Origin of the sequence: Acidaminococcus sp. AM33-14BH (genome assembly GCF_003603525.1) — a bacterium.
GTDB lineage: Bacteria > Bacillota > Negativicutes > Acidaminococcales > Acidaminococcaceae > Acidaminococcus > Acidaminococcus intestini.
Window position 1 is genome coordinate 84026 of sequence record NZ_QTNG01000003.1, and the last position, 24196, is coordinate 108221.

Annotated in this window: 18 protein-coding genes; 17 read left to right on the plus strand and 1 reads right to left on the minus strand. The window is 49.9% G+C overall.

Features of this window, described 5'->3' with window-relative positions; all coding sequences use genetic code 11:
- Positions 1–2 precede the first annotated feature (2 nt).
- The 15 genes from alaS (at position 3) to sfsA (ending at position 19263) form a co-directional block, all read left to right on the plus strand.
- Positions 3–2627, plus strand: a complete 2625-nt coding sequence (gene alaS, locus DW817_RS03060) for an alanine--tRNA ligase (RefSeq protein WP_009014705.1) — start codon at positions 3–5, stop codon at positions 2625–2627.
- A gap of 15 nt (positions 2628–2642) precedes the next feature.
- Positions 2643–3173: a TetR-like C-terminal domain-containing protein gene (locus DW817_RS03065; protein ID WP_009014706.1), complete on the plus strand. Its 531-nt coding sequence runs from the start codon at positions 2643–2645 to the stop codon at positions 3171–3173.
- A gap of 75 nt (positions 3174–3248) precedes the next feature.
- On the plus strand, positions 3249–3512 hold the full coding sequence (locus DW817_RS03070; protein WP_009014707.1) for an IreB family regulatory phosphoprotein: 264 nt from the start codon (positions 3249–3251) through the stop codon (positions 3510–3512).
- Entirely contained in the window at positions 3509–3925 is a 417-nt protein-coding gene (gene ruvX / locus DW817_RS03075; protein ID WP_120110995.1) for a Holliday junction resolvase RuvX, read from the plus strand. Before DW817_RS03070 ends, ruvX begins: the two co-directional genes overlap by 4 nt.
- Before the next feature lie 4 nt (positions 3926–3929).
- Complete coding sequence (locus DW817_RS03080; RefSeq protein ID WP_009014709.1) at positions 3930–4244, plus strand: DUF1292 domain-containing protein; 315 nt, start codon at positions 3930–3932, stop codon at positions 4242–4244.
- Positions 4245–4256: 12 nt separating this feature from the next.
- Positions 4257–5273 (plus strand): endolytic transglycosylase MltG, encoded by a 1017-nt coding sequence (gene mltG, locus DW817_RS03085; protein WP_021736673.1) that lies wholly within the window; start codon positions 4257–4259, stop codon positions 5271–5273.
- Complete coding sequence (locus tag DW817_RS03090) at positions 5270–6493, plus strand: U32 family peptidase (RefSeq protein WP_009014711.1); 1224 nt, start codon at positions 5270–5272, stop codon at positions 6491–6493. Before mltG ends, DW817_RS03090 begins: the two co-directional genes overlap by 4 nt.
- A 124-nt stretch (positions 6494–6617) precedes the next feature.
- A complete protein-coding gene (locus DW817_RS03095) occupies positions 6618–7670 on the plus strand; it encodes a Xaa-Pro peptidase family protein (RefSeq protein ID WP_009014712.1) in 1053 nt (350 codons plus the stop codon).
- A 32-nt stretch (positions 7671–7702) separates the two neighbouring features.
- Complete coding sequence (efp, locus tag DW817_RS03100; protein ID WP_009014713.1) at positions 7703–8260, plus strand: elongation factor P; 558 nt, start codon at positions 7703–7705, stop codon at positions 8258–8260.
- Positions 8261–8368: 108 nt separating this feature from the next.
- Positions 8369–8980 carry a histidine phosphatase family protein gene (locus DW817_RS03105; RefSeq protein ID WP_016459513.1) on the plus strand — a complete coding sequence of 204 codons (612 nt, stop codon included), beginning with the start codon at positions 8369–8371 and terminating at the stop codon, positions 8978–8980.
- A 128-nt stretch (positions 8981–9108) separates the two neighbouring features.
- A complete protein-coding gene (locus DW817_RS03110) occupies positions 9109–9954 on the plus strand; it encodes a DUF2156 domain-containing protein (protein WP_081464557.1) in 846 nt (281 codons plus the stop codon).
- Positions 9955–9966: 12 nt separating this feature from the next.
- On the plus strand, positions 9967–11148 hold the full coding sequence (gene eis, locus DW817_RS03115; RefSeq protein WP_009014716.1) for an enhanced intracellular survival protein Eis: 1182 nt from the start codon (positions 9967–9969) through the stop codon (positions 11146–11148).
- An 11-nt stretch (positions 11149–11159) separates the two neighbouring features.
- Positions 11160–14936: a phosphoribosylformylglycinamidine synthase gene (locus tag DW817_RS03120; RefSeq protein WP_009014717.1), complete on the plus strand. Its 3777-nt coding sequence runs from the start codon at positions 11160–11162 to the stop codon at positions 14934–14936.
- Positions 14937–15115: 179 nt separating this feature from the next.
- Complete coding sequence (locus DW817_RS03125; RefSeq protein ID WP_009014718.1) at positions 15116–18037, plus strand: insulinase family protein; 2922 nt, start codon at positions 15116–15118, stop codon at positions 18035–18037.
- A gap of 68 nt (positions 18038–18105) precedes the next feature.
- A complete protein-coding gene (sfsA, locus tag DW817_RS03130; RefSeq protein ID WP_120110999.1) occupies positions 18106–19263 on the plus strand; it encodes a DNA/RNA nuclease SfsA in 1158 nt (385 codons plus the stop codon).
- Positions 19264–19309: 46 nt separating this feature from the next.
- Here sfsA and hydF read toward each other — a convergent pair whose 3' ends face one another.
- Entirely contained in the window at positions 19310–20527 is a 1218-nt protein-coding gene (hydF, locus tag DW817_RS03135) for a [FeFe] hydrogenase H-cluster maturation GTPase HydF (RefSeq protein ID WP_120111003.1), read from the minus strand.
- A 281-nt stretch (positions 20528–20808) separates the two neighbouring features.
- On the opposite strand from hydF, the gene dprA reads away from it, so the two are divergent.
- Positions 20809–21912 (plus strand): DNA-processing protein DprA, encoded by a 1104-nt coding sequence (gene dprA, locus DW817_RS03140; protein ID WP_009014721.1) that lies wholly within the window; start codon positions 20809–20811, stop codon positions 21910–21912.
- Positions 21913–21930: 18 nt separating this feature from the next.
- On the plus strand, positions 21931–24195 hold the full coding sequence (topA, locus tag DW817_RS03145; RefSeq protein WP_120111006.1) for a type I DNA topoisomerase: 2265 nt from the start codon (positions 21931–21933) through the stop codon (positions 24193–24195).
- Position 24196 lies beyond the last annotated feature (1 nt).

A 24196-nucleotide genomic window follows, 5' to 3' on the forward strand; every position in this document is an offset into this window, starting at 1 on the left:
GCATGAAATATTTAACTGGTAATGAAATCCGTCAAAAATACTTGGATTTTTTCAAGGCACACGGTCATTTGGTTCTTCCCAGTGCCTCGCTCATTCCGCATGATGATCCGACCCTGCTGCTGATTGGGGCTGGGATGGCACCGTTCAAACCGTTTTTTACAGGGAAGATGAAACCGCCTTCTCCGCGCATTACGACCTGCCAAAAATGTGTTCGTACGGACGATATTGAAAACGTCGGCCGCACAGCTCGTCACCATACTTATTTTGAAATGCTGGGCAACTTCTCTTTTGGCGATTATTTCAAAAAGGAAGTCATTCCCTGGGCTTGGGAATTTTTGACCAAAGAGTTGGAATTGCCTGCGGATAAGCTTTGGATCACCATTTATCCCAAAGATGACGAAGCCTATCATATCTGGCACGATGTCGTAGGCGTCCCTGATGAACGTATTGTTCGTCTGGAAGATAACTTCTGGCAAATCGGCAGCGGTCCCTGCGGTCCGGACTCGGAAATCCATATCGACCTTGGCGCCGATAAAGGCTGTGGGGAACCAACCTGTGGTCCTGGCTGTGACTGCGGTCGATTCCTTGAATTGTGGAATCTTGTCTTTACTCAGTTCAACCAGAACGCTGACGGGACCTACACGCCGCTCAAACATAAGAATATCGATACCGGTGCCGGCCTTGAACGCCTTGCTTCCGTTATCCAAGGCAAGCCGTCAAACTTTGAGACCGATCTTATTTTCCCCATCATCGAACTTGCTTGCGAACTCTCCCATAAGAAATATAATGCAGATGCCAAAACCGATATTTCGCTTAAGGTTGTTGCTGATCATGCTCGCAGCTTGACCTTCATGATTGGGGACGGAATCCTTCCTTCCAATGAAGGAAGAGGCTATGTCCTGCGCCGCGTTTTGCGCCGTGCCATCCGTCATGGACGTCTCCTTGGCATTCGGGGCAAGTTCCTTGCCGCCCTTGCCGATAAGGTCATTTCCATGTATGGTGAGCATTACACGGAGCTCGTTGAAAAGAAGGAATTCATTGACAAGGTCATCGATATGGAGGAAACAAGCTTCCTCCAGACCCTTTCCCAGGGTACGGATCTGCTGAATGAAAAGATTGCCGCCATGAAAAAAGAAAACAAGACGGTCCTTAGCGGTGACGATGCCTTTAAACTTTATGATACCTTTGGTTTTCCTTGGGAAGTGACGGATGAAATCCTTCAGGAACAGGGCATGACCATGGATAAGGAAGGGTTCGACAAGGCCATGGCATCCCAGAAGGAGCGGGCCCGTAAGGCTCGCAACGATAAGGAAGGCCGCCCTGTTATGTATGATACGCGAAGCCTTCATTTGGAAGGACTCACGGTGGATGAAGCTTCTAAGGAAGGCGTGGTCGCCGCCCTGTATCAAGAAGGTGAAACCACGCCAATCAAAGAAGGCCATACAGGGGACAGCCTTGCGATCATCCTGACCAATACTGCCTTCCACGCCGAAGGGGGCGGGCAGCTTGGTGATACGGGCCGCCTGATTTCTGACGCGGGAATCTTTGATGTGGAAAATACAAAGAAACTCCCTGATGGCACGACTATCCACCTAGGAACGGTAGAATCGGGTGCTTTCTCGGTGGGTCAAGCGGTCACCTTTGAAGTCAACCTTGACCGCAAGGCTGACATTGCCCGCAATCATACGGCAACCCACCTTCTGCATGCTGCCCTCAAGAAAGTCCTGGGCGGTCATGTAAACCAAGCCGGCAGTTATGTTGGACCGGACCGGCTCCGGTTTGACTTCTCTCATTTTTCGCCGCTTACGGCTGAGGAAGTAAGCCGTGTGGAAGACCTTGTGAATGAAGCTATCCTTGATGCGGTCGACGTCCAGATTTCCGAAGAGGATATTGATAAGGCCAAGGAAATGGGGGCTATGGCACTTTTTGGTGAAAAATACGGCAAGATTGTCCGCGTCGTCAATGTGCCAGGTCACAGCATGGAACTTTGCGGCGGCGTCCATGTCTCCAATACGTCCCGCATTGGTCTTTTCAAGATCCTTGGCGAATCAAGCGTCGGTGCTGGGCTGCGCCGTATCGAAGCGGTTACAGGACATGGAGCACTTCTTTACACCCGGGAACTAGAAGCCCTCCTCGAGGACGCTTCCCAGAAGGTGAAGGGTCGTCCCAACACCCTACTGAGCCGGATCGAAGCGCTTCAGGATGAACTGAAAGCAGAAAAGCATCACGCGGCTGAACTTGAACAAAAACTGGTTGCCGCTGCCGCGCAGTCCGCCGGAGATAAAGTAAAGGATGTCAAGGGGATTCCTGTCCTCATTGATGAAGTAAAGGTCGATGATGTATCGGCCCTTCGCAGCATGGGAGACCAGCTCCGTGACAAGACGGGCGGCATTGTTGTCCTCTTTGCAGCTATGGCACCGCAGAAGGTGAACATTCTGACCATGGCATCTAAAGAAGCCGTTGCGAAAGGGGCCCACGCCGGCAAGATTGTCAAAGCCGCTGCCCAGGTCTTGGGCGGTAACGGCGGCGGCCGTCCCGATATGGCCCAAGCTGGCGGCAAGAACAGTGGAAAGATTGCCGAGGCCATGGCGGAAACCCTGAAAGTTATTGAAAATATGATTCAATAAAGAAGGTGTCGTTACATGGATGCTAAAAGACGGATGGGAGAGGCCATGGGTCGGCTCCTTACGAAGAAACCGCTAAAATGCATCAGTGTTGAAGAGCTTGTTCGGGAATCCGGTGTCACTCGGGACGCATATGATAGGACCTTTGCGTCTATGACGGAACTGGCCCATTATGAGTTTCTTCATATTCTTGCCGTCCATGGCCGCGATATCCTGGGCAGCAAAAGTTGGTCCGAAGCTCTTTATAAGAAATTCCTTATGTATAAAAAATATGAGGGATTCTTCCGCCATCTGTATGAGAGTGATGATAATGAGCACTTTCGCCGGACCAACCGGCGCTTTGTCCGTGATGCCTATACCATGATGCTGAGGCACTATGGGGTGGACGTCCACGACCCCCATATTCAGTTTGCCGTGGAAATGGTTGTTTATGGCGGGGAAGAAATGACCATGCGCTGGATGATGGATGGAATGAAGGTTCCTATTGAGGTCATGTTGGTCCTCTTCCAGGAATCGATTCCTGTTTCCATCAGTCAGTATTTTTACTAATGGCCGAGATACTTTATGCTGTGCAGCTCGTTTCGGAAGCGGGCTGCTTGTTTTTCCCAAAAGGAGGGACTGTTCATGTCACGTACGACTCAAGAAACCACGATGTTTAAACCCGTTTCCAAGACGGAAACGGTTTCCCGGACCATCCACGAAGTCGTGGAAGCCCTCCAGGAAAAAGGTTATAATCCCATTGACCAATTGGCTGGCTACCTCTTGAGTGGGGACCCAGCCTATGTGACGAGCTATAAGGATGCCCGTCTGAAGATCCGCCAATTCAATCGCTATGAACTCATTGAAGCCCTTCTTCAATCCTATTTGAAGGAATTGCCCCAAAAATGAGGATCATGGGTCTTGACCTCGGAACACGCACCATCGGTGTCGCTGTAAGCGATGAGATGGGACTGATTGCGCGCGGCATCGAAACCATTCGGCGCAGCGGAACCAAGAATGATTTGGCACGCCTTCATGAATTGGTCCAAAAGGAAGAAGTGGGGGCTTTTGTCCTGGGCTACCCCAAAAATATGAATGGAACCATTGGTGAGCGCGGAAAAGCGAGTGAGGCTTTTTCCGAATTGCTGCAAACCGAATTCCCCGATGCAAAGATTACCCTTTGGGATGAACGGCTTTCCACGGTGGCGGCGGAAAAGGTTCTTATCGATGCAGATCTGACACGTAAAAAACGCAAGAAAGTCATTGATATGATGGCGGCCGTCGTCATCTTACAAAATTATCTGGACAGCCTAAGGAGGTAATGCCATGACAAAAGATCAAGATATGCTCCAAACCGAAGATCAAGAGGCTTTGGTTGTTGTTACTGACGATAAGGGGAATAAGACCTACTATGCAGAAGAAATGGTCATCCCTATTGATAACAAGAGTTTTGCCCTTCTTGTCCGTGAACCTATGGATGAAGAGGAAGCAGAAGCCTTGGAAGAAGATGACGCGGTCATGATTGCCCGCATTGAGTTCGATACTGACGGCGAACCTGTCTATGTGGATCCGACGGATGAAGAATTTGAGGCCGTTAAAAAGGCCTATGAAGAAATCACCCAGGAGATGGATGAAGAGTAAGGAGCAAAGGACATGGCCAAAAAGCTTGTATGTGTCCTTCTGGTTCTTTTGGCAGCCTTTAGTGGCGCTGTCTACTGGTACCTCCACGGATTCAACAGCAATGCTAACCTTGCAACAGGGGCATTGGTCCATTTTACCATCAAGGATGGCATGACAACACGGGATATAGCTGCTTTGCTTCATGAGGAGAAGGCCGTACGCAGTCCGGAATTGTTTCTCCTGACGGCAAAGCTGACCCATAAGGAAAGTATGCTGAAAGCGGGAAATTATGAAATCACGGCAGGCATGAGTGATGCCGAAATCATTGACATCATTGCGTCGGGAAAGACGCGCTACAACAAGTTTACTGTGCCTGAAGCTTCGAGCATCCCTCAGATTGCGGCCAAACTGGAAAAAGAAAAGTTGGGTTCGGCCGAAGCTTTCCAACAAGCGGCCATTGATTATGCACCGTATCCTTATATGGAGACGCCCAATCCCCATGTAATCTATAAGGCGGAAGGCTTTGCCTATCCGGCTACATATGATTTGCCGGAAGGCGCCACGGAAAAGGAAATCCTTGCCACCATGGTCAAGGAATTTAACCGTCGTCTGGATGAGGAGCTAAAGAATCAGATCAAAGCAAGCGGCATGAGTATTCGTGATGTGGTGAACCTTGCTGCCATGGTGGAAAAGGAAGCCGTTCATGAAGATGAGATGCCTCTTATTGCTGGTGTATTTCTGAACCGCCTTCATAAGAATATGCCCATCCAATCCGATACGACCATCCAATATCTTTTAGGGCATCAAAAGGGTGACCTTCGCTATGATGACCTTAAAGTGGATTCTCCGTATAATACGTACTTGTATCCTGGGCTTCCGCCAGGACCGATTGCAAGTCCCAGCGAGCAGGCAATCAAAGCTGTCCTCAATCCCCAAAAATCGGATTACCTCTATTTTGTAGCAGATAAGGATGGCTATCATCGTTTTACCAAGACCTATGAGGAACATAAGGCGATGATCCGAGCCATCCATGGAGATGTAGACATATGAATCAAATTGAACTTCTTGCACCTGCCGGAAGCCTCGATAAGTGTAAAATGGCGCTCCGCTATGGTGCCGATGCAGTCTATTTAGGCGGCAAGGCTTTCGGACTGAGGGCTTTTGCCGCAAATTTTTCAATGGAAGAAATCAGGGAGGCCTGCACGTTTGCCCATAACTTGGATAAAAAAGTCTATGTGACTGTGAACGTTGTTCCTCATAATGGTGATCTTCCCCAGCTTCCCTCGTATCTAAAGGACCTAGAGGACGCCGGTGTGGATGCGCTCCTTGTTTCTGATCTCGGGGTATGGATGATGGCCCGAAAAATCGTACCGAATCTGGCCCTTCATGTCAGTACCCAGGCTAACGTGACAAACTATGAGGCCGCCAAGGCTTGGGAGGCGCTCGGTGCTGAACGGGTGGTCCTTGCGAGGGAACTGTCCCTTGGGGAGATTTCCGAAATCGTGCGGAACATCCATGCAGAGGTTGAGGTCTTTGTCCATGGTGCAATGTGTATTTCCTATTCAGGCCGCTGCCTTTTGAGCAACTACTTTACGGGTCGGGACAGCAACCGAGGCGCTTGTGCACAAGTCTGCCGCTGGGAGTTTTCCTTAAAAGAGAAAAACCGTCCTGATGAAGCCTTTGATATTGCCGAAGATGAGCAAGGCACGTACATCATGAATTCAAAGGACCTTTGTCTCTTGGATCATCTGCCGGACCTCATCAAAAGCGGCGTAAAAAGTCTCAAAATTGAAGGTCGCATGAAGAGTGTCCATTATGTCGCAACAGTGGTGAGCGTTTATCGCAAGGCCATTGATGCCTATCTGAGGGATCCGGAACACTTTTCCGTGCTGCCTGAATGGCAGGAAGAACTGCTCAAAATTTCCCATCGTCCCTATACGACGGGCTTTTTTGAACACAGACCGGAAGCAGACGGTCAGGTCTATACAACAAGTTCCTATGAACAGACAGCGGATTTTGTAGGCCTTGTGAACGACTACGACGCTGCTTCGGGGCGGGTGACGCTGGAGCAGCGAAACAATGTGAAGGAAGGGGAAACCCTTGAAATCTTGACGCCTGGGGGAACGGTCTTTCCCTGGACCTTGTCGGACATGGAGGATGAAACGGGCACGCCCATTGCTGCCGCACCTCATGCACAGATGATCTTTACGGCCGTTGGGGACGCCCGCATGGAACCCTATTCCCTCGTAAGGCGCCTCAAAAAAGCCTAGAAAAAGGTTTTTCTATAAAATTCCGTATGATTTTGTACACTTTCCCTAAAATTTTCCCGTTTCAATATAGGCAAATTGCAGGGAATATGCTAATATAGTAGGGTACTTTTGTGGGAGGTCGCTTATGAAACCATTACCTACGCTCAGAACCTTCCTCCAAGAGGAAGGCGTACAGGGAATCTTCATCAAGGGGGATTCATCCATTCGCTATTTCACGGGCTTTACGGGCGGAGAAAGTCTTCTTTATGTAGACGCTTTACGGGCCGTTCTTATTACGGACTCGCGCTACATCCTGCAGGCGCAGCAGCAGGCTCCTGAATGTGAAATCCTGGAACACCAGCATGGCCTTTTTTCCGTCGTGGATCAGGTAAGACCAGCATGGCGTTTGGCCCTTGATGGTGACTATTTTTCCTATACGGAAGCCACGGCCTTGCAAAAGGCCCTTCCTAAAGCAAGTTTCAAGAATGTGAATCTCGTCTTTTTGAGGGCAGTCAAATCCCCAGAGGAACAGCGTAAAATGTTCAAAGCTGCCGCCATTGCTGACGACGCTTTTCATGAACTCATTCCCCATATCAAAGTGGGGCGGAGGGAATCTGAACTTGCTGCAGAACTTGAGTATAATATGCGAAAAAGAGGGGCCCAGAAAACCTCTTTTGATACGATTGTTGCTTCCGGCGTGCGCAGCGCCCTGCCTCATGGAGTGGCCTCAAATAAGGTCATTGAGGAAGGTGACTTCGTCACTTTTGATTTTGGTTGCATCTATGACGGTTACTGCAGTGATATGACTCGCACGGTCGTCATGGGAAAAGCGGCTCCTTGGCAAAAGGAAATCTACGAGATTGTCCTTGCCGCCAATGAACTGGGGGAAGAAGTCCTGTTCCCTGGCAAGACGGGCATTGAAGTGGATCAGGCCGTTCGTGATTTTATCGCGTCCAAGGGGTATGGTGCCTACTTCGGTCATGGACTGGGTCATGGTGTGGGTCTTGATATCCACGAAAAGCCGAACCTCAATAAAGGCAATCCGGATCCGATTCCTGTGGGTGCCATTGTAACGGTGGAACCGGGCATCTATTTGCCGGGCAAGGGCGGTGTCCGCATTGAAGATACCGTCATTGTAACGGAATGGGGTTGTGAGCGGCTGACGCTGGTTGAAAAGGAACTTATGGAAATCCTATAAGCTTAACAAGAAAATTTTTGGAGGGTGTTTCAATGATTTCTACGAACGATTTTAAAACAGGTGTAACAGTTGAAATTGACGGCGATGCTTGGCAGGTAGTTGAATTCCAGCACGTCAAACCGGGGAAAGGGGCAGCCTTTGTCCGTGCCAAGATGCGCAACCTCTGCACGGGTGCTGTTGTTGAACGTACGTTCAACGCCGCTGAACGTCTCCCGAATGCTGAGGTCGTTCGCCGTGAAATGCAGTACCTCTATGAAAATGATGGCATGTATGTCTTCATGGACAATGAAACCTACGAACAGATTGAGCTTAACAAAGATCAACTGGGCAGCGCTATGAATTTCCTGAAGGAAAATATGAACGTCAAGATTTCTTCTTTTGATAACCGGATCCTCGGGGTCGAACTGCCGAATACGGTTGAACTGACCGTTGTTGAAACGGAACCGGGCATCAAAGGGGATACCGCTACGGGCGGCAACAAGAATGCAACCATGGACACGGGCTATGTGGTAAAAGTCCCTCTGTTCATCAACGAAGGCGATGTGCTTCGTATCGATACCCGTACGGGCGAATACATCGAAAGAGCATAAGGGACTTCCTGCCCAAGGCAGGATTTTCCAATCGAAAACGAGCCTCGGAAATAGGCTCGTTTTTCTATATGACGGCAACCAGCCCTTTTGTACAGAAAGGAAAGCGACATGAAAACCATTTACCTCGTCCGTCATGGACGAACAAGGTCCAATGAAGAAGGCCGTTTCCAGGGCTGGGAGGACCATCCGCTCAGTCCAGTTGGACAGGAGCAGGCCCTTTCCCTAAAAAAACGAGCCCGTGACCTTATGGTTACGGCCCTTTATACATCCGATCTTATGAGGACCAAGGAAACAGCTCGGCCTCTTGCTGAGGAAAAACAACTTGTCCCACAGGCCCTTGCTGCATTCCGGGAAATTTCCTTTGGGGAGTGGGAAGGCTGCCGGATCAGAGACTTAAGAAAAACGGACTCGAAGCGCCTGCAGACGCTCTGGCTGACACCGACTCAAGTGACACTCTCCGGTGCTGAAGACCTTCAAGAGGCCCAGGCACGGGGAATGAAAGGACTTAATGAAGTCAAGGATGCCATGGAAGATGGCACGGCAGTGATGGTCGTAAGCCATGGCGGGATGATTCGCCTGTTATTATGCTGCATTCTTCAAGCCCCTATTGACTGCATGTGGCACTTGACATTGGATAATACAAGTGTGACCAAACTGACCTATGATGATTTGATGGGGTATCGCTTAATTTACCTGAATCAAATGGGATCCTTGACCTAAGTCGGAGGCACTCTCCTTTTGCGGTCATTTTCCCCTCTTGATGATATCTGGTATAATGGTATCATCCAAAAAAGTTAGGAGAGATTTTTATTTTAGAATTTAAACATGTCGATATATCGGATAAACCTATTTTTGATGACTACTATAATGAAGCGGATTATCGCGGCTCAGAATGCTGCTTTGGATCGACCTTCATTTGGCGTGGCTGCTATGACACATTCTGGGCAATCAGCCATGGTGCCCTTATTCTCAAGGTCACCGTTAATGGGGTTACCTTCGTCCTGCCTCCTTTCGGCGGCAAGGATGAGGATATGCCCCTTATCGTGAACGCACTGAAAGAATATTTTGGCGGGCCTTTTGAATTTCATGGAATTTATGAATCAACGATGGAACGATTCAAACGAACCATGCCGGAAATTACGGAGTACACAGAGGACCGGGATAACTGGGATTACGTCTATGACCGGGAGAAACTTGCGACCTTATCGGGACGAAAGTATCACAGCAAGAAGAACCATTACAATGCATTCATCAAGGAACACCCCGATTACGTCTATGAAGAAATCAATGCGGCAAACAAAGATGAATGTATTGCCTTTGGCAAGGCGTGGTGTGCCCAGCGGGCTGAGACCGATCCAACGATCAAATGCGAAGCCTGCGCCATTGAAGAAGGACTGAATAATATGGAATTCCTGAAGATCCGTGGCGGCCTCATCCGTTTGGATGGTCAGGTAAAAGCCTTTACCTTTGGGGAAAAGGTCAGTGAACACACGGCTGTTGTCCATGTCGAAAAAGCAGATCCCAATGTCCGCGGACTTTTTACAGCCATCAATAAGGACTTTGTCCAAAATGCCTGGCCAGATGTGCAGTTTATCAACCGAGAAGAGGATATGGGTAAGGAAGGACTTCGAAAAGCCAAGGAATCCTATAACCCCATCTTCATGGTCAAGAAATACAATACAATCATTCGTTAAGGGAGGTGGAGCATGGATTTTCGTCTCATCAATGAAAAGACGCTGCCCCAAGTGGCGGCGCTCTGGGATGAATGTTTCGAAAAAAAAGGGACCCCATTTTACGAATGGTATTTTTCCGAGTATGCATTGAAGCAGAATAAGATGTTAGGCGGTTTTGAGGATCATCGGCTGATGACAATGGTGCACCTGAACCCCTACACGATCCATGTAAGGAACAAGGATTTCCGCGTGCCTTATTTGGTTGGCGTCGCCACAGCTCCAGAAGCCCGAGGACGCCACGTAATGGGCGAACTCATGGATAAGACATTTACCATGCTGCGGGCCATGAAGGTTCCCTTTGTCGTCCTGATGCCAATCCATGCCGGGATTTACCTGCCTTATGGCTTTAGTTTTACGGCCCTTCGCACCCAGTATGAATTGCCCCTGCGGGAGATTGACCTTGTAGGCGAGAGCCTTACGGGGTATACTTTTCATAGGATTTCTACCAAAGAGGCCGAGGCGCTGCTGGCGCCGGTTTATGATGACGCCATGGCGGCTTATACAGGATATGTCAAAAGAAACCACCAGGAGTGGGAAAATCTTCTTGGGTCAGGATCCCGAGAAGGCCTCGAAACTGTTGTGCTCAAAAACGGAGAAAAAACCTGTGGTTATGCCCTCTATCAGAAAGGGGAAGGAATCATAACCATCCAGGAACTGATGGCGCTTGCCCCGGCTGCCAAGCTGGAGCTTCTGCGTTATTTCAAGGGATTTTACGGAACCTTTGAGAAGCTTTCCTATCTTGGTCCCTGTGATGACCTGCTGTACCTGAGGCTCTCCAGTCAGCAGCTGGCGCCCCGGATGGTCCCTTTTATGATGGGAAGGATTGTGAACGCGGCCCAGGTCCTGCAAAGTCTTTCCGTTCCGGATTGCCTTGTAGGTAGGGAACTCGTCATTGGAATCCGGGACGAGCAGGTGCCCCTCAATACGATGCTCGTGAAGATGCATTTTGATGAAAAAGGGATAACCCTTTTCAATACGCTTGATGATCCAACGGTTCTCATGGATATTTCCAGTCTGACCCAGCTCTTTTTCGGGACGTACGGGGCCCGGGAGCTGAAAGACGCGGGCTTTATCCACGTGGAAGAAGAATCATCCCTGTGGACGCTTGAAACGTTGTTCCCCAAAAAAGTAAACTTTATCAATGAATATTTTTAAGGGAGGCTGTCATGAGCGAATCGATGAGAAGGATTTATGTGGAAAAAAAGAAGGAGTATGCTGTTGAAGCAGCAGGACTCCTGGCAGATCTTGTGGGAACCTTGGGCATGACCCAGCTGACGGGGCTGCGTATCGTCAATCGCTACGATATTGCAGGATTGTCCGATGAGGACTATGAAGCTGCTAAACGGGTTGTCCTGTCTGAACCGCCGGTAGATACGGTTCATGATGAGACGCTGGAAATCCCAGAAGGCGTGAAGAGCTTTGCCATTGAACTCCTGCCTGGCCAGTATGACCAGCGGGAAGACTTTGCCGCTCAGTGTGTACAGCTCATTAGTCAGGGTAAACGGCCCGCAGTTGCTGCTGCAAAGGTCATCCTTCTGGAAGGCAATCTGACCGATGCTGACGTTGAAAAAATCAAAAAGTACACCATCAACCCTGTAGAAGCCCAGGAAGCCTCCACACAAAAACCTGACAGCCTGGAAATGAGCTGGGAAGCTCCGAAACCAGTTGCCATCATCAAGGGCTTCACGCAGTTTTCCAAGGAAGAACTCCATCAGTTCCTTACGGAACAGGAACTGGCCATGAGTGAAGCAGACCTTGCTTTTATCCAGGAATATTTCCAGAAAGAAGGCCGGAATCCTTCCATTACTGAAATCAAGGTTCTTGACACATACTGGTCCGATCATTGCCGCCACACCACTTTTGAAACCAATCTTGAGAAAATCAATATTGAGGAGAGCGTCTATACGGAACCTATCCAGCAGGCTTTGGAACGCTACCTGAAGGATCGAGAATTTGTCTATGGCAAGGATACAGAGCGGCCTGTCACGCTGATGGACATGGCTTGCCTTGCGACCAAGAAGATGAAAAAAGAAGGCCATCTGCCTGATTTGGATGCCTCTGAGGAAATCAATGCCTGCAGCATTGTTGTCCCCATTACGGTAGATGGAAACGAAGAAGAATGGCTCGTCATGTTTAAGAACGAGACCCATAACCATCCCACGGAGATTGAGCCTTTTGGTGGTGCGGCAACCTGTCTTGGCGGTGCCATCCGTGATCCATTGAGCGGCCGCAGCTATGTCTATCAAGCCATGCGTGTCACGGGCTCAGGTGACCCACGTACGCCTTATGATAAGACCCTTGTTGGGAAATTGCCACAGCGTAAAATCACCCAAGGCGCCGCTGCTGGCTATAGTTCCTATGGCAACCAGATTGGCCTTGCTACAGGTCTTGTAGAAGAATATTATCACAACCGTTTTGTAGCCAAGCGGATGGAGGTCGGCGCTGTAATCGGCGCGGCACCTCGTGATGCCGTCGTCCGTGAACGACCCAGTGATGGTGACCTTGTTGTACTTCTTGGCGGCCGTACGGGCCGTGATGGTATGGGCGGCGCAACGGGTGCGTCCAAGGAACACACGACCAAATCCCTCAGTGAATGCGGGGCAGAGGTCCAGAAGGGCAATCCTCCCAACGAACGTAAGATCCAGCGTCTTTTCCGCAATCCTGAAGTGACCCGTCTCATCAAGCGCTGTAACGACTTTGGCGCAGGCGGCGTTTCCGTGGCGATTGGGGAACTTGCTCCGGGGCTTGTCATTAATCTGGATAAGGTTCCCAAGAAATATGAAGGCCTTGATGGTACGGAACTTGCCATCAGTGAGTCCCAGGAACGTATGGCTGTTGTCATTGCCGCCAAGGACCTGAAGGCATTCATGGATGCAGCCGATGAAGAGAACCTGGAAGCAACGGTTGTTGCCGAGGTGTCCAAGGATCCACGCCTTGTCATGTACTGGCGTGGGGAAAAAATCGTCGATCTTTCGCGTGCCTTCCTCGATACGAATGGGATTTCCCAAAAGGCTGACGTTGAAGTGGAAGCCATTACGGCGCCTTCTCCTTTCAATGAAATCCCCGAACAAGTGCAGGGCCTTTCGTCCATCAAGGATCGCTGGCTCCGTAACCTGGACCGCTTGAACGTCTGCAGTCAGGAAGGGCTGGGGGAACGTTTTGATGGGACCATCGGACGTGGGACTGTCATCATGCCTTTTGGCGGTAAGCGTCAACTGACTCAATCCGAAGGGATGGCGGCCCGGATTCCAGTACTGGGCGGCAAAACGACGGCGGCCTCTGTCATGGCCGCTGGTTATAATCCAAACGTCGCTTGCTGGAGTCCTTATCATGGCGGTATGTACGCAGTCGTGGAATCTGTCTGCCGTGCAGCAGCCCTTGGCGCCGATCCTAGCAAGCTGCGTCTTTCCATGCAGGAATATTTCCCAAAACTCCATGACAGCAAGCATTGGGGACAACCGCTCAGCGCACTGTTAGGAGCCTACGAAGCTTGCTGCGAGCTGGGCCTTCCTGCCATTGGCGGAAAGGATTCCATGAGTGGTACTTTTATGGATCTTGAAGTTCCGCCTTCGCTCATCAGTTTTGCCGTAGGCGTCATGGATGGTCGGGACACGATTTCCAATGAATTCAAAAAAGCCGGTCATACCGTGGTATTCCTGCCTGCTAGCTGTGATGAACATGAAGTCATTGATTACGACGCCTTAAAGAAACTCCTTGCTTCCCTCCATAAGGGCATCCTTTCCAAGCGGGTCATTACGGCTGGTGTGGTCAAGGAAGGCGGTGTCGCTGCCGCGATTTCTGCCATGTGCCTTGGCAACGAGCTCGGATTTTCCTTTGTTAAGCCATTCCTTCACGAGGAATGTCTCTTCACACTGCAGCCTGCTGGTTTCCTTGTAGAACTTGAAGATGGGGCAGATGCGGAAGAAGTTTTTGCGGGGACGGATCTTCTCGTTCTGGGAACCTTGACCGATGAGGGCAAAGTGGTCGTCAACGATACAGAAATCAGTCTTGCTGAAATTGAAGCCGCCTATACGAAGACCCTGGATAAGATTTTCCCCATGAAGGCACCGCGGAAAGAAAAGAAGGATGTACGCATGCCGGCTTACACCAATGATCTTCCGCTGACCGCTCCCTATAACGTTGCCAAACCGACGGTCTTCATTCCCGTATTCCCAGGAATCAACTGCGAATATGATACGGCTGCCGCCTTTGAAGCCGCTGGAGCGAAGACGGATATCTTCGTAATCCGCAACCTGACGCCAGACGCCATCAAGGAATCGGTGGAAGAAATGGCCAAACGAATGAAACAGGCGCAGATCATGGCTCTTCCCGGTGGCTTCTCTGCCGGTGATGAACCGGATGGTTCTGGTAAGTTCATGGCCACCATGTTCCGCAACCCAACTCTTACAGAAGCCGTGGAAGATCTTTTGACGAACCGTGATGGCCTGATCCTTGGAATCTGCAACGGGTTCCAAGCCCTGATCAAGCTCGGCCTTGTGCCGTACGGTCATATTGTACCGCTGAAGGATGATTCCCCGACGCTGACGTTCAATACCATTGGCCGTCATATTTCCCGAATGGTCGACACAAAAGTGGTTTCCAACAAATCTCCGTGGCTCAGCCTTTGCGAACCTGGTGATATCCATACCATCGCCGTTTCCCATGGGGAAGGCCGTTTCGTAGCGACGGAGGAGGAAATCAAACACCTTGTTGCCAATGGCCAGATTGGCACCCAATATGTTGACCTTGCCGGCAATCCGACCATGGAAAGCCCGTACAACCCGAACGGTTCCTTCTATGCCGTCGAGTCTGTTACCAGCCCCGATGGCCGCGTCCTCGGCAAGATGGGCCATTCCGAACGCTACACCGATGGCCTCATGAAGAACATTCCGGGCAACAAGTTCCAGCCAATCTTCCTGTCCGGTGTACAGTACTTCAAATAAGTTGTTCAGCTCCTGTCTAAACAGAGGATCCACCTCCTTGGGGGGTGGGTCCTTTTTCTGTGCCGGAAGGGGTGGCTATGGCTTTTTTCATCAATTTCTACTATAATGCAGGGTGATACAGTTCTTAGATGCAGAATCCATCTTTGCTGATTTTGTTCCCTGAATGGAGGTTATCCAATATGCAGTTTTCCCTGAATGATAAGGTCCATGGCTTTCGCGTGGATCGAATCACCGATCTTTGTGATATCAAGGCCATGGGCTATGAAATGACCCATGAAAAAAGTGGGGCCCGTCTTTTTTATGTGGCTTCTGACGATGACAACAAAGTCTTTACCATTGGGTTTCGGACGCCCAGTCGGGATGATACCGGTGTGGCCCATATAACGGAACATTCCGTACTTTGCGGGTCCCGCAAATACCCGGTCAAGGAACCCTTTGTCGAACTTGTGAAAGGGTCCCTCAATACGTTTCTCAACGCCATGACCTATTCCGATAAAACGGTCTATCCTGTAGCGAGCCGCAATGATAAGGATTTCAGGAATCTAGTTGATGTGTATCTTGATGCTGTCTTTTATCCCAATACCTATAAAAACCCCTTCACGCTTCGTCAAGAAGGCTGGCACTATGAATTCGATGAAGCGGGCCAGCTTGTCTATAACGGCGTCGTCTACAATGAAATGAAAGGGGTCTATTCTTCCCCTGATGCCGTAGAAGAAAATGAGGTGAACAAGGCCCTTTTCCCGGATACGCCGTACCGTTTTGAATCGGGCGGTTATCCAGAGGAGATTCCTACTTTGACGCAGGAAATGTTCCTTGATTTCCATAAGACTTATTACAGTCCCCAGAATAGTTTCATCTATCTTTATGGCAATATGGATATTGATGCCTATTTGTCTTATTTGGATGAAGCTTACCTGAGCCATTTTGATAAAGATCCGGATTTTTCCGTCAAGATTCCCCTGCAGGCCCCCTTTGACCGGACAAAAGAAGTGACGGCCTACTATCCGGAAGCCCAGGGGGTGGACGTGGATCACAAGACCTATCTTTCCCTTAACATTGTTATGGGATCAAGCCTTGACCAGAAACAGACCATGGCCCTTAAAGTCCTTACAAAGGTCCTTTTTGAAGGCGATAACGCCCCCTTGCGCCTTGCCCTCCTGCGGGCCGGTCTCGGCAGCGATGTATCAGGCAGCCTCAATGCCTCCCAGCTCCAGCCCGTTCTTTCTATCCGCATTAGCGGCAGTGAGGAAAGTGAAAAAGACCGTTTCATCAAGGTCCTTTACAGCACGCTCCAGGAGCTTTCCCGCAAGGGCATCCCGCAGGAACTTATGGAAGCAGAACTCAGCAGCGAAGAATTCAAGATGCGCGAAGCTGATTTCAATGTCTACCCAAAAGGACTCATCTATGGACTTTCGATCATGGAGACCTGGCTTTATGGTGGGGATCCTACGACGTGCCTAAAATTTACGGAAACCTTGGATTTCCTGCGCGGTAAAATCGGCACGCATTATTATGAGTCCCTCATTGAAACGCTCCTTCTTGATAACACGCATAAAGTGCTCCTGACGCTGAAGCCGGAGCCGGGGAAGGAAGAAAAGGACGGCGCCCTCTTCCGAAAAAAGATGCAGGCCATCAAAGAAGGCCTCTCACAGGATGAAATCAATGAAATCAAGGTCATTGCCGATGAACTCCATGCCCGTCAGGCGGCAGAAGACTCACCGGAAGCACTGGAAACAATTCCTTTATTAAAGCGGGATGATATCAAGCGGACGGTTTCCTTTGAAACACCTGTAGTCACGGAAAAGGGGAGCTATACCCTGCTTTACCGCCCTGCCTTTACGAACCAAATCGTCTATTATGATTGGTGTTTTGATATGACAGGCGTACCGGAAGACCTTCTCACATGCGCATATTTGCTTTCTGACGTCCTCGGAAAGGTCAATACGGATACATTCACCTATGAAGAATTAAACACGTTTACAGACCAATATATTGGAGGACTTTCCTTTGCTATCCAGCCTTATACCTCCTATCGGGACATGAATGACTTCAGGAACTATTTCAAGGTGACGGCCAAAGTTCTGGAACATAATGAGGACCGGCTCTTTGAGCTTCTTGAAGCCCTGGCACTAACCAGCCATGTGGGGGACAAGGCCCGCCTCAAGGAAATCGTGGAAGAAGTCAAGGCGGGTTGGGATGCATTGTTTTTCTCACGAGGCATGACCGTTGCCACCATCCGTCTTTCTAGTTATTTCTCCGATTCCGGCCGCTCCAGCGAGCATGATCAGCTGACCTATTACCAGTTCCTCCAGGATCTGTGCGCGCATTTTGAGGAAAAGGCGGACCGCGTCATTGAAAACCTGAAGACTTTGATGTCCGCTTTCTTCAATAAGGACCGTCTTGTTATGAGCCTTTGCTGTGACGAAAGCCACAGGGAAACGGCAGAAAAGAAGATGGAATCCTTTGTCGATCAGCTGCCCCATTCTTCCTTTGCCGGAAAGCCAGTGCCGGAGTTTGCTGCACCGGGCCTTAATGAGGGCATTACGACCAGCGGCAAGGTTCAGTATGTTCTTGCCGGCGGCAATTTCCGTGCCCATGGCCATGACTATACGGGCGCTATGAAGGTCCTTGAAACTATCCTTCGCTATAGCTATCTTTGGACCAAGATCCGTGTTCAGGGAGGTGCTTATGGGGCAGGGGCGCGCTTTGATCAGAACGGGCTGTTCTATCTGTCCAGCTACCGCGATCCACAGCTCATGAAGACGCTCAGCACCTATGAAGGACTGCCTGAGTATCTGGAACATTTTGAAGCCTCAGAACGGGAAATGACCAAGTATGTCATCGGGACCATCAGTCTGCTTGATACGCCGCTGACAAATGCTATGCGGCTTGAAAAAGCCATTACGACCTATCTGCGCGGCCTGCCCAAGGACCTTGCCCAGACCTACCGCGATGAAGTCATTGACTGCTCGGTAGAAGATATCAGGGCTTTGGCGCCTGTTGTGCGGGACGTTCTTTCTGATGGATATCGATGCGTTGTAGGCAGCAAGGAAGCCATTGAAGAAAATAAGGATGTCTTTGAGAAGATTTTCAAGGCCTAGGAAGAAAAATCTGAAAAGGACTGCTCACCCATAGGGCGGCAGTCCTTTTTCCTAAGGAGGAACAAACGATGATGCATGATCATCAAGTGCTGATTCCAGCGGCCTTTGTCAGCAGGCCCAATCGCTTTGTGACAAAGGCGGTCATGGGGGATGCTGTTGTTACTTGTCATATGCCCAACCCGGGTCGCATGTGGGAGCTCCTTTATGAGGGGACGCGGCTTTACCTTCGAAAAGCCAAGGATCCAGCGCGTAAAACGCCCTATGATGTTGTCGGGATTGAGCGTGACGGTGTCCCGATTCTGCTTGATACACAGTATAACAATGATGTGGCAGAGTACCTTATCCGGAACCATTTGATCCCTGGCTGGGAGTCCTGCCGTGTCGTAAAGCGGGAAGTCACAGTGGGGGACAGCCGCTTCGACCTGCTTCTTGAGCAGGAGGGGCAGCCATTTTATGTAGAAGTCAAATCATGCACCCTTTTTGGTCGTAAGGGTGCCATGTTCCCGGACGCGGTCACCGAAAGGGGCCGCAAGCATATCGAGGAACTTGCCGCCATGCATGATGAGGGAATCAGGACGGGACTTCTCATCCTCGCCCACTGGAACCGGGCTGAATGGTTCCTTCCTGATTACCATACAGATCCTGCTTTTGCGGAAGCCTTTCGGCGCTGCGCACCCCGCCTTGATTGGAAGGCCTTTTCCCTTTACTGGGATAAGACCTTTACTTATCCTGAACCAGGAAAACTTCTTATGTACCCAGAGACGCTCCTTGCAGAGGAAAATCAGGACGCCGGGGACTACTTTGTGGTTCTGGAACTTGCCGAAAATCGAGATATTGCCGTAGGCAGTTTAGGGAAAGTACATTTTCCCAAGGGCTTTTATGTTTATGTCGGATCTGCAAAAAAAAATCTCATGAAACGGCTGGAACGGCATAAACGGAAGCGCAAGGGAATGCATTGGCATATTGATTATTTTCGTAATGAAGCCAAGGTTCTTGCTGCCCTTCCCGTAAGGACCCAGGATGATTTGGAACATCTCATGGCGCGGGAACTGATAAAGGCCGCAGACTGGTCCATCTCTCACTTTGGTGCGACAGACTGCCCGGAAGATGGGTCCCATCTTTTTGGGTTTATAAAGAACCCGCTTCATGAAAAAGGCTTCATGGATATCGTCGAAAGGTTCCGCATGAACCGTCTCGATGCCCGGGCAGTAAAAGAAAAGGGGTAAAGAAAAAGGACCCATCCTGTGATGACATACAGAGTGGGTCCATGTTTTATTTGACTTTTTTCACAAGTTCCGGAAAGGGGGAAAGAACGCGCCTTAAGATGCCGTTCATATAAGCAATGGCAATCCCATAATTGGTCATGGGAATGTTCTCGGTTTTTGCAAGTTGCTGCCGATAGGAAACTTCCTGTGGGTTCAGCATGCAGGCTCCGCAGTGGACAATCAGTGAAAAGGAAGAAAGGTCATCGGGAAAGCCCTTGCCGCTTGTAAAGGAAAATTCCGGTGTTTTTCTGGAAAAGCGGCGGATCCAGTCAGGCATCTTCACTGTACCGATATCGTTGCACTGACGGTGATGGGTGCAGCCTTCGGAAATCAGGACACGGTCGCCCTCTTTCAGACGTTTTAGTTCATTGGCACCTTCAATAAAGGCTTCCAGTTCTCCTTTATAGCGGGCAAAGAGAATGGAAAAACTGGTAAGCGGTACATCTTCCGGCACCATGTCCTTCACGGTAGAAAACGCTTGAGAGTCCGTAATGACAAGGCGAATACTGTCATGAAAGGCCTTGACGGTGGAAGGCAGTTCGTCAGGTTGTACAACAATGGCCCTTCCATGGAAATCGAGGATTTCCCGGATGGTCTGCTGCTGAGGCAGGATCAGCCGCGCTTTTGGTGCTGACTCGTCAATAGGAACGACAAGAACAACCAGATCGCCGGGCGCCAAAAGATCTCCCAACAGAGGGCGCTGCGCTTTTGCAGTGGGATTCATCCGGGAAAGGCGTTCCTTAAGCTCCGTAATGCCTTCATGGGTCTGGGCACTGACAAAAAGAAGATGGTCCTTTTCTGCCTGAGGTAGGAGGGGAGCGCTGTATATATCGATTTTGTTGACAATGAGCAGGTAGGGAACCTTTCGTTCCTTGATTTCCTTAAGAAGACGCTGATCAACTTCTGACAGGCCAAGGGCCGCATCGACAACAAGGAGGGCAATATCTGTGCTGCGCAGGACAAAGCGTGCTTTTTCGACGCGTTTTTCACCTAGAGCCCCTTCATCATCAAGGCCAGGTGTATCTGTAATCAGTACGGGGCCAAGAGGAAGGATTTCCATGGCCTTGGAGACGGGGTCCGTCGTCGTGCCCTTGAAGTCGGATACAATGGAGAGGTCCTGTCCTGTTAGGGCGTTGATCAGGGAAGATTTCCCAGCATTGCGGCAGCCAAAAAGTCCAATGTGGACGCGTTCAGCCGCTGGGGTTTCATTAAGCGAAGAGGCCATAGCAAGCTCCTTTCTGGGATGGGAACCCATCCCTCAAAAATTTTGACTTCTATACTATACCTCATCTTCCCTGCTCCGTCGATGGGATTTTTTCCAAAAGGGTGAAAATCGGCGCTGAAAGATGAAAAAAGCTGGATGAACCGGCATTATCCCCTGGTATATCCCTCCATATTTTGCAAAAAATTTTCAATTTAGATTGGACATTCTTATTCATTCGTGGTATCTTCATAGCATTGTAAGACAGAATTTGCAGTCTATTTGCAGTAGGAGTTGAATCCATCGTGGAAGTCTATTATATGGCAGCCCTGGCCCATCTTTTGGGTTCCCGCGCCGCTCTTTTGGGGCCTCGACTTGCAGCCTATTTTGGGTCGGCAAAGGAAGCCTTTGAGGCTTCTTTCGAACAGGTGAAAGCGTCAGGCATACTCACAGAAAAAGGAGCCCAGCACTACCGAAAGTGGTATGATCCTGGCCTTCCTCAAAAAATAGCCGATTACTGTGAAATCGCCCATATTTCACTTCTTGGCATCCAGGAAAGTGGGTATCCAGCTTCACTTAGGGAGATTGCGGATCCGCCTTGGGTCCTGTACGTCAAGGGTAAGCTGCCGAATCTGACGGCTTATCTTGCAGTTGTTGGGTCACGCAAAGCTACCGGATACGGTCTATCCATTGCAGAACGTTTTTCCCGCGTCCTTGCGTCGGAGAAGATTGCCATCGTAAGTGGCGGGGCCTATGGCATTGATGCAGCAGCCCATGAGGGGGCCCTCCTTGGCGGAGGAAAGACAATCTCCGTTTTGGGCTCCGGCCTGGCGCGCCCCTATCCAGTTCGACACAAAGGTCTTTTTCAACGTATTTCCGAAACGGGTGCTGTCATCTCTGAATTTTCCCCTTTTACTCCGCCCATGGCCTATCAGTTTCCCATGCGCAACCGCATTATCGTCGGGCTTTCTTCCGGAGTGCTTGTCGTCGAGGCTGCACTAAAAAGCGGGGCTATGATTACGGCTCACTTAGCGGCGGATGAAGGCCGTGATGTCTATGCTGTACCGGGCCCCATTGAATCATTCACAAGCAAAGGAACCCACGCCCTTATCAAGGAAGGTGCCCATCTTGTTGATGATCCGCAGGATCTTTTGGACGTCTATTTTCCCGAGGACGTTCCCAAGGGGGCCCACGCAGTAGAACTTTCTTTATTTGAAACATTTCCCGTTCCCGACCGGAAAAAAGCAGAAGCCCTTTATGATTTTATCAAGGGAGGAAATGGCAAACAGATGGAAGAAATCATGGCCCATTTTCCCTGGCCGCTTTCTTTTGTCAGCATGCTTCTCCTGCGTATGGAAGTTGCCGGCATGGTCCGTAAAAGCGCGGGCAATCGATATTTAGTTCGCTAAAAAGGAGTCAGATGTTTTATGGCTAATCTTGTCATTGTAGAATCACCAACAAAATCAAAAACTATCGGTCGTTTCTTGGGAAAAAACTATACTGTCAAGGCCTCCATGGGTCACTTGCGTGATCTTCCCAAAAGCCAGTTCGGTGTGGACGTGGATCATGATTTTGAGCCTAAGTACATCAACATCCGTGGAAAAGGTGACCTCATCAAAGAACTGAAGACCCTTGCCAAAAAAGCGGACAAGATATATCTTGCAACGGACCCTGACCGCGAAGGGGAAGCCATTGCTTGGCATCTGGGCTATTTATTGGGCGTCGATCCAGAAAGCAACTGCCGGATTTCCTTTCATGAAATCACACCTCATGCGGTCAAAGAAGCTATCAAGCATCCTGCTGCCATTGATATGGATAAGGTCGACGCACAGCAGACGCGTCGCATCCTCGATCGTATTGTCGGCTATAAGCTGTCGCCCCTTTTGTGGCGCAAGATTGCCAAAGGTCTTTCGGCAGGCCGTGTCCAGTCTGTAGCAGTCAAGATCATCTGCGACCGGCAAAAGGAAATTGATGCCTTTGAGCCGCAGGAATATTGGACGAGTTCCGTAACCCTTACGGCAGATAAACCAAGTCATAAATTTACGGCAGAGGTGACGAAAAAAGAGGGCAAAAAACTTGTCATCCATAACGAAGAGGAAGCCCGGACCGTGACCAAGGAACTGCTGAACCAGTCCTATGCCGTTGCTTCTTCGGCAGTAAAGGACAGGATCCGCCGCCCCATAGCTCCTTTTACGACCAGTTCCCTTCAGCAGGAAGCGGTCAAGCGGCTTAATTTTACAACGAAAAAGACCATGATGCTGGCCCAGCAGCTTTATGAAGGCATTGCCCTTGAAAAAAGGACTCCTGTCGGCCTCATTACCTATATGCGTACGGACTCTGTCCATCTGGCCAGTGTTGCCGTTGCGGAAATTCGCAATTATATCGGCGAGGTTTATGGCGATGCCTACTTGCCGAAAAAGCCAAACGTATACAGCAGCCGTAAGAATGCCCAGGAGGCCCATGAAGCCATCCGTCCGACCTCGGTCATGCGTACCCCCGATGAGGTTGCGCCCTATCTTGAACGGGATCAGCTGCGGCTTTACCGCCTGATTTGGGAACGGACCGTATCCTGCCAAATGGCACCCAGCGTCAGTGAGGTCACAACCCTCATCATTAACGGCGGGCCCTACGAACTGCGCGCTTCCGGATCTGTTGTTAAATTTGATGGTTTCCTGACTTTGATGGATAAAAAGGAACTTGCCGGGGAAAAGACAAAGAAGGTTCCACACCTTAAGGAGGGGACGCCCCTTACCCTCATTTCCGTCGATGATGCCATTCAGCATTTTACGGAACCGCCTGCCTATTTCACGGAAGCTACCTTAGTCAAGGAACTGGAAGAAAAGGGAATTGGACGGCCAAGTACTTATGCCACCATCATCCAGACCATCCTTTCCCGCGGTTATGTAGCCAAGGAGGCAAAAAAAGTCATGCCGACGGAATTGGGCATGACGACCATTGAACTTTTGACCCAATATTTCCCCAATCTGATTGATGTGCCCTTTTCTGCTCATATGGAAAATGAATTGGATGCCATCAGTGAGCACAAGACTAAAAAGGAAACTGTCCTCAAGGAGTTCTATGGGCCCTTTGAAAAGGAACTGGAAATTGCCGACCGTGAAATTCCTGTAAAACCTCAGGAAGTCATTGTAAGTGATGTAAAGTGTGAGAAGTGCGGCCGTATGATGGTCGTAAAAACAGGGCGTCATGGAAAGTTCCTTGCCTGCCCTGGATTTCCGGAATGCCGCAACACGAAACCTTATTACGAAAAAATTGGCGTCGCCTGCCCGCTCTGCGGTCATGATCTGATTGTAAGAAAAACCAAGACAGGACGGACTTTTTATGGCTGTTCCCATTATCCGGAATGTCATTTTACAAGCTGGGATAAGCCCATCAACGAAACATGTCCCCTTTGCGGTCATATCATGCTGGAAGCGGTTCAGCGCGGCGGGAAGGTCGTGCACCACTGCAGCAATCCTGAGTGTCCAAACAGCGGCGCCAAAAAGAGCGGACTAAAGAAAGTCAGTGCCAAGGCCGCTCTTGCGAAAACAGAAGGAACCGCTGAAAAAACAGTGAAAAAAACGACTGCAAAAAAAACAACAACGGCCAAAAAGACTGCCGTAAGGAAGACCGCGTCTACCAAGAAGACCGCTTCCACTAAAAAGACCGCCGTGAAAAAAACTGGAAAGGAATGAA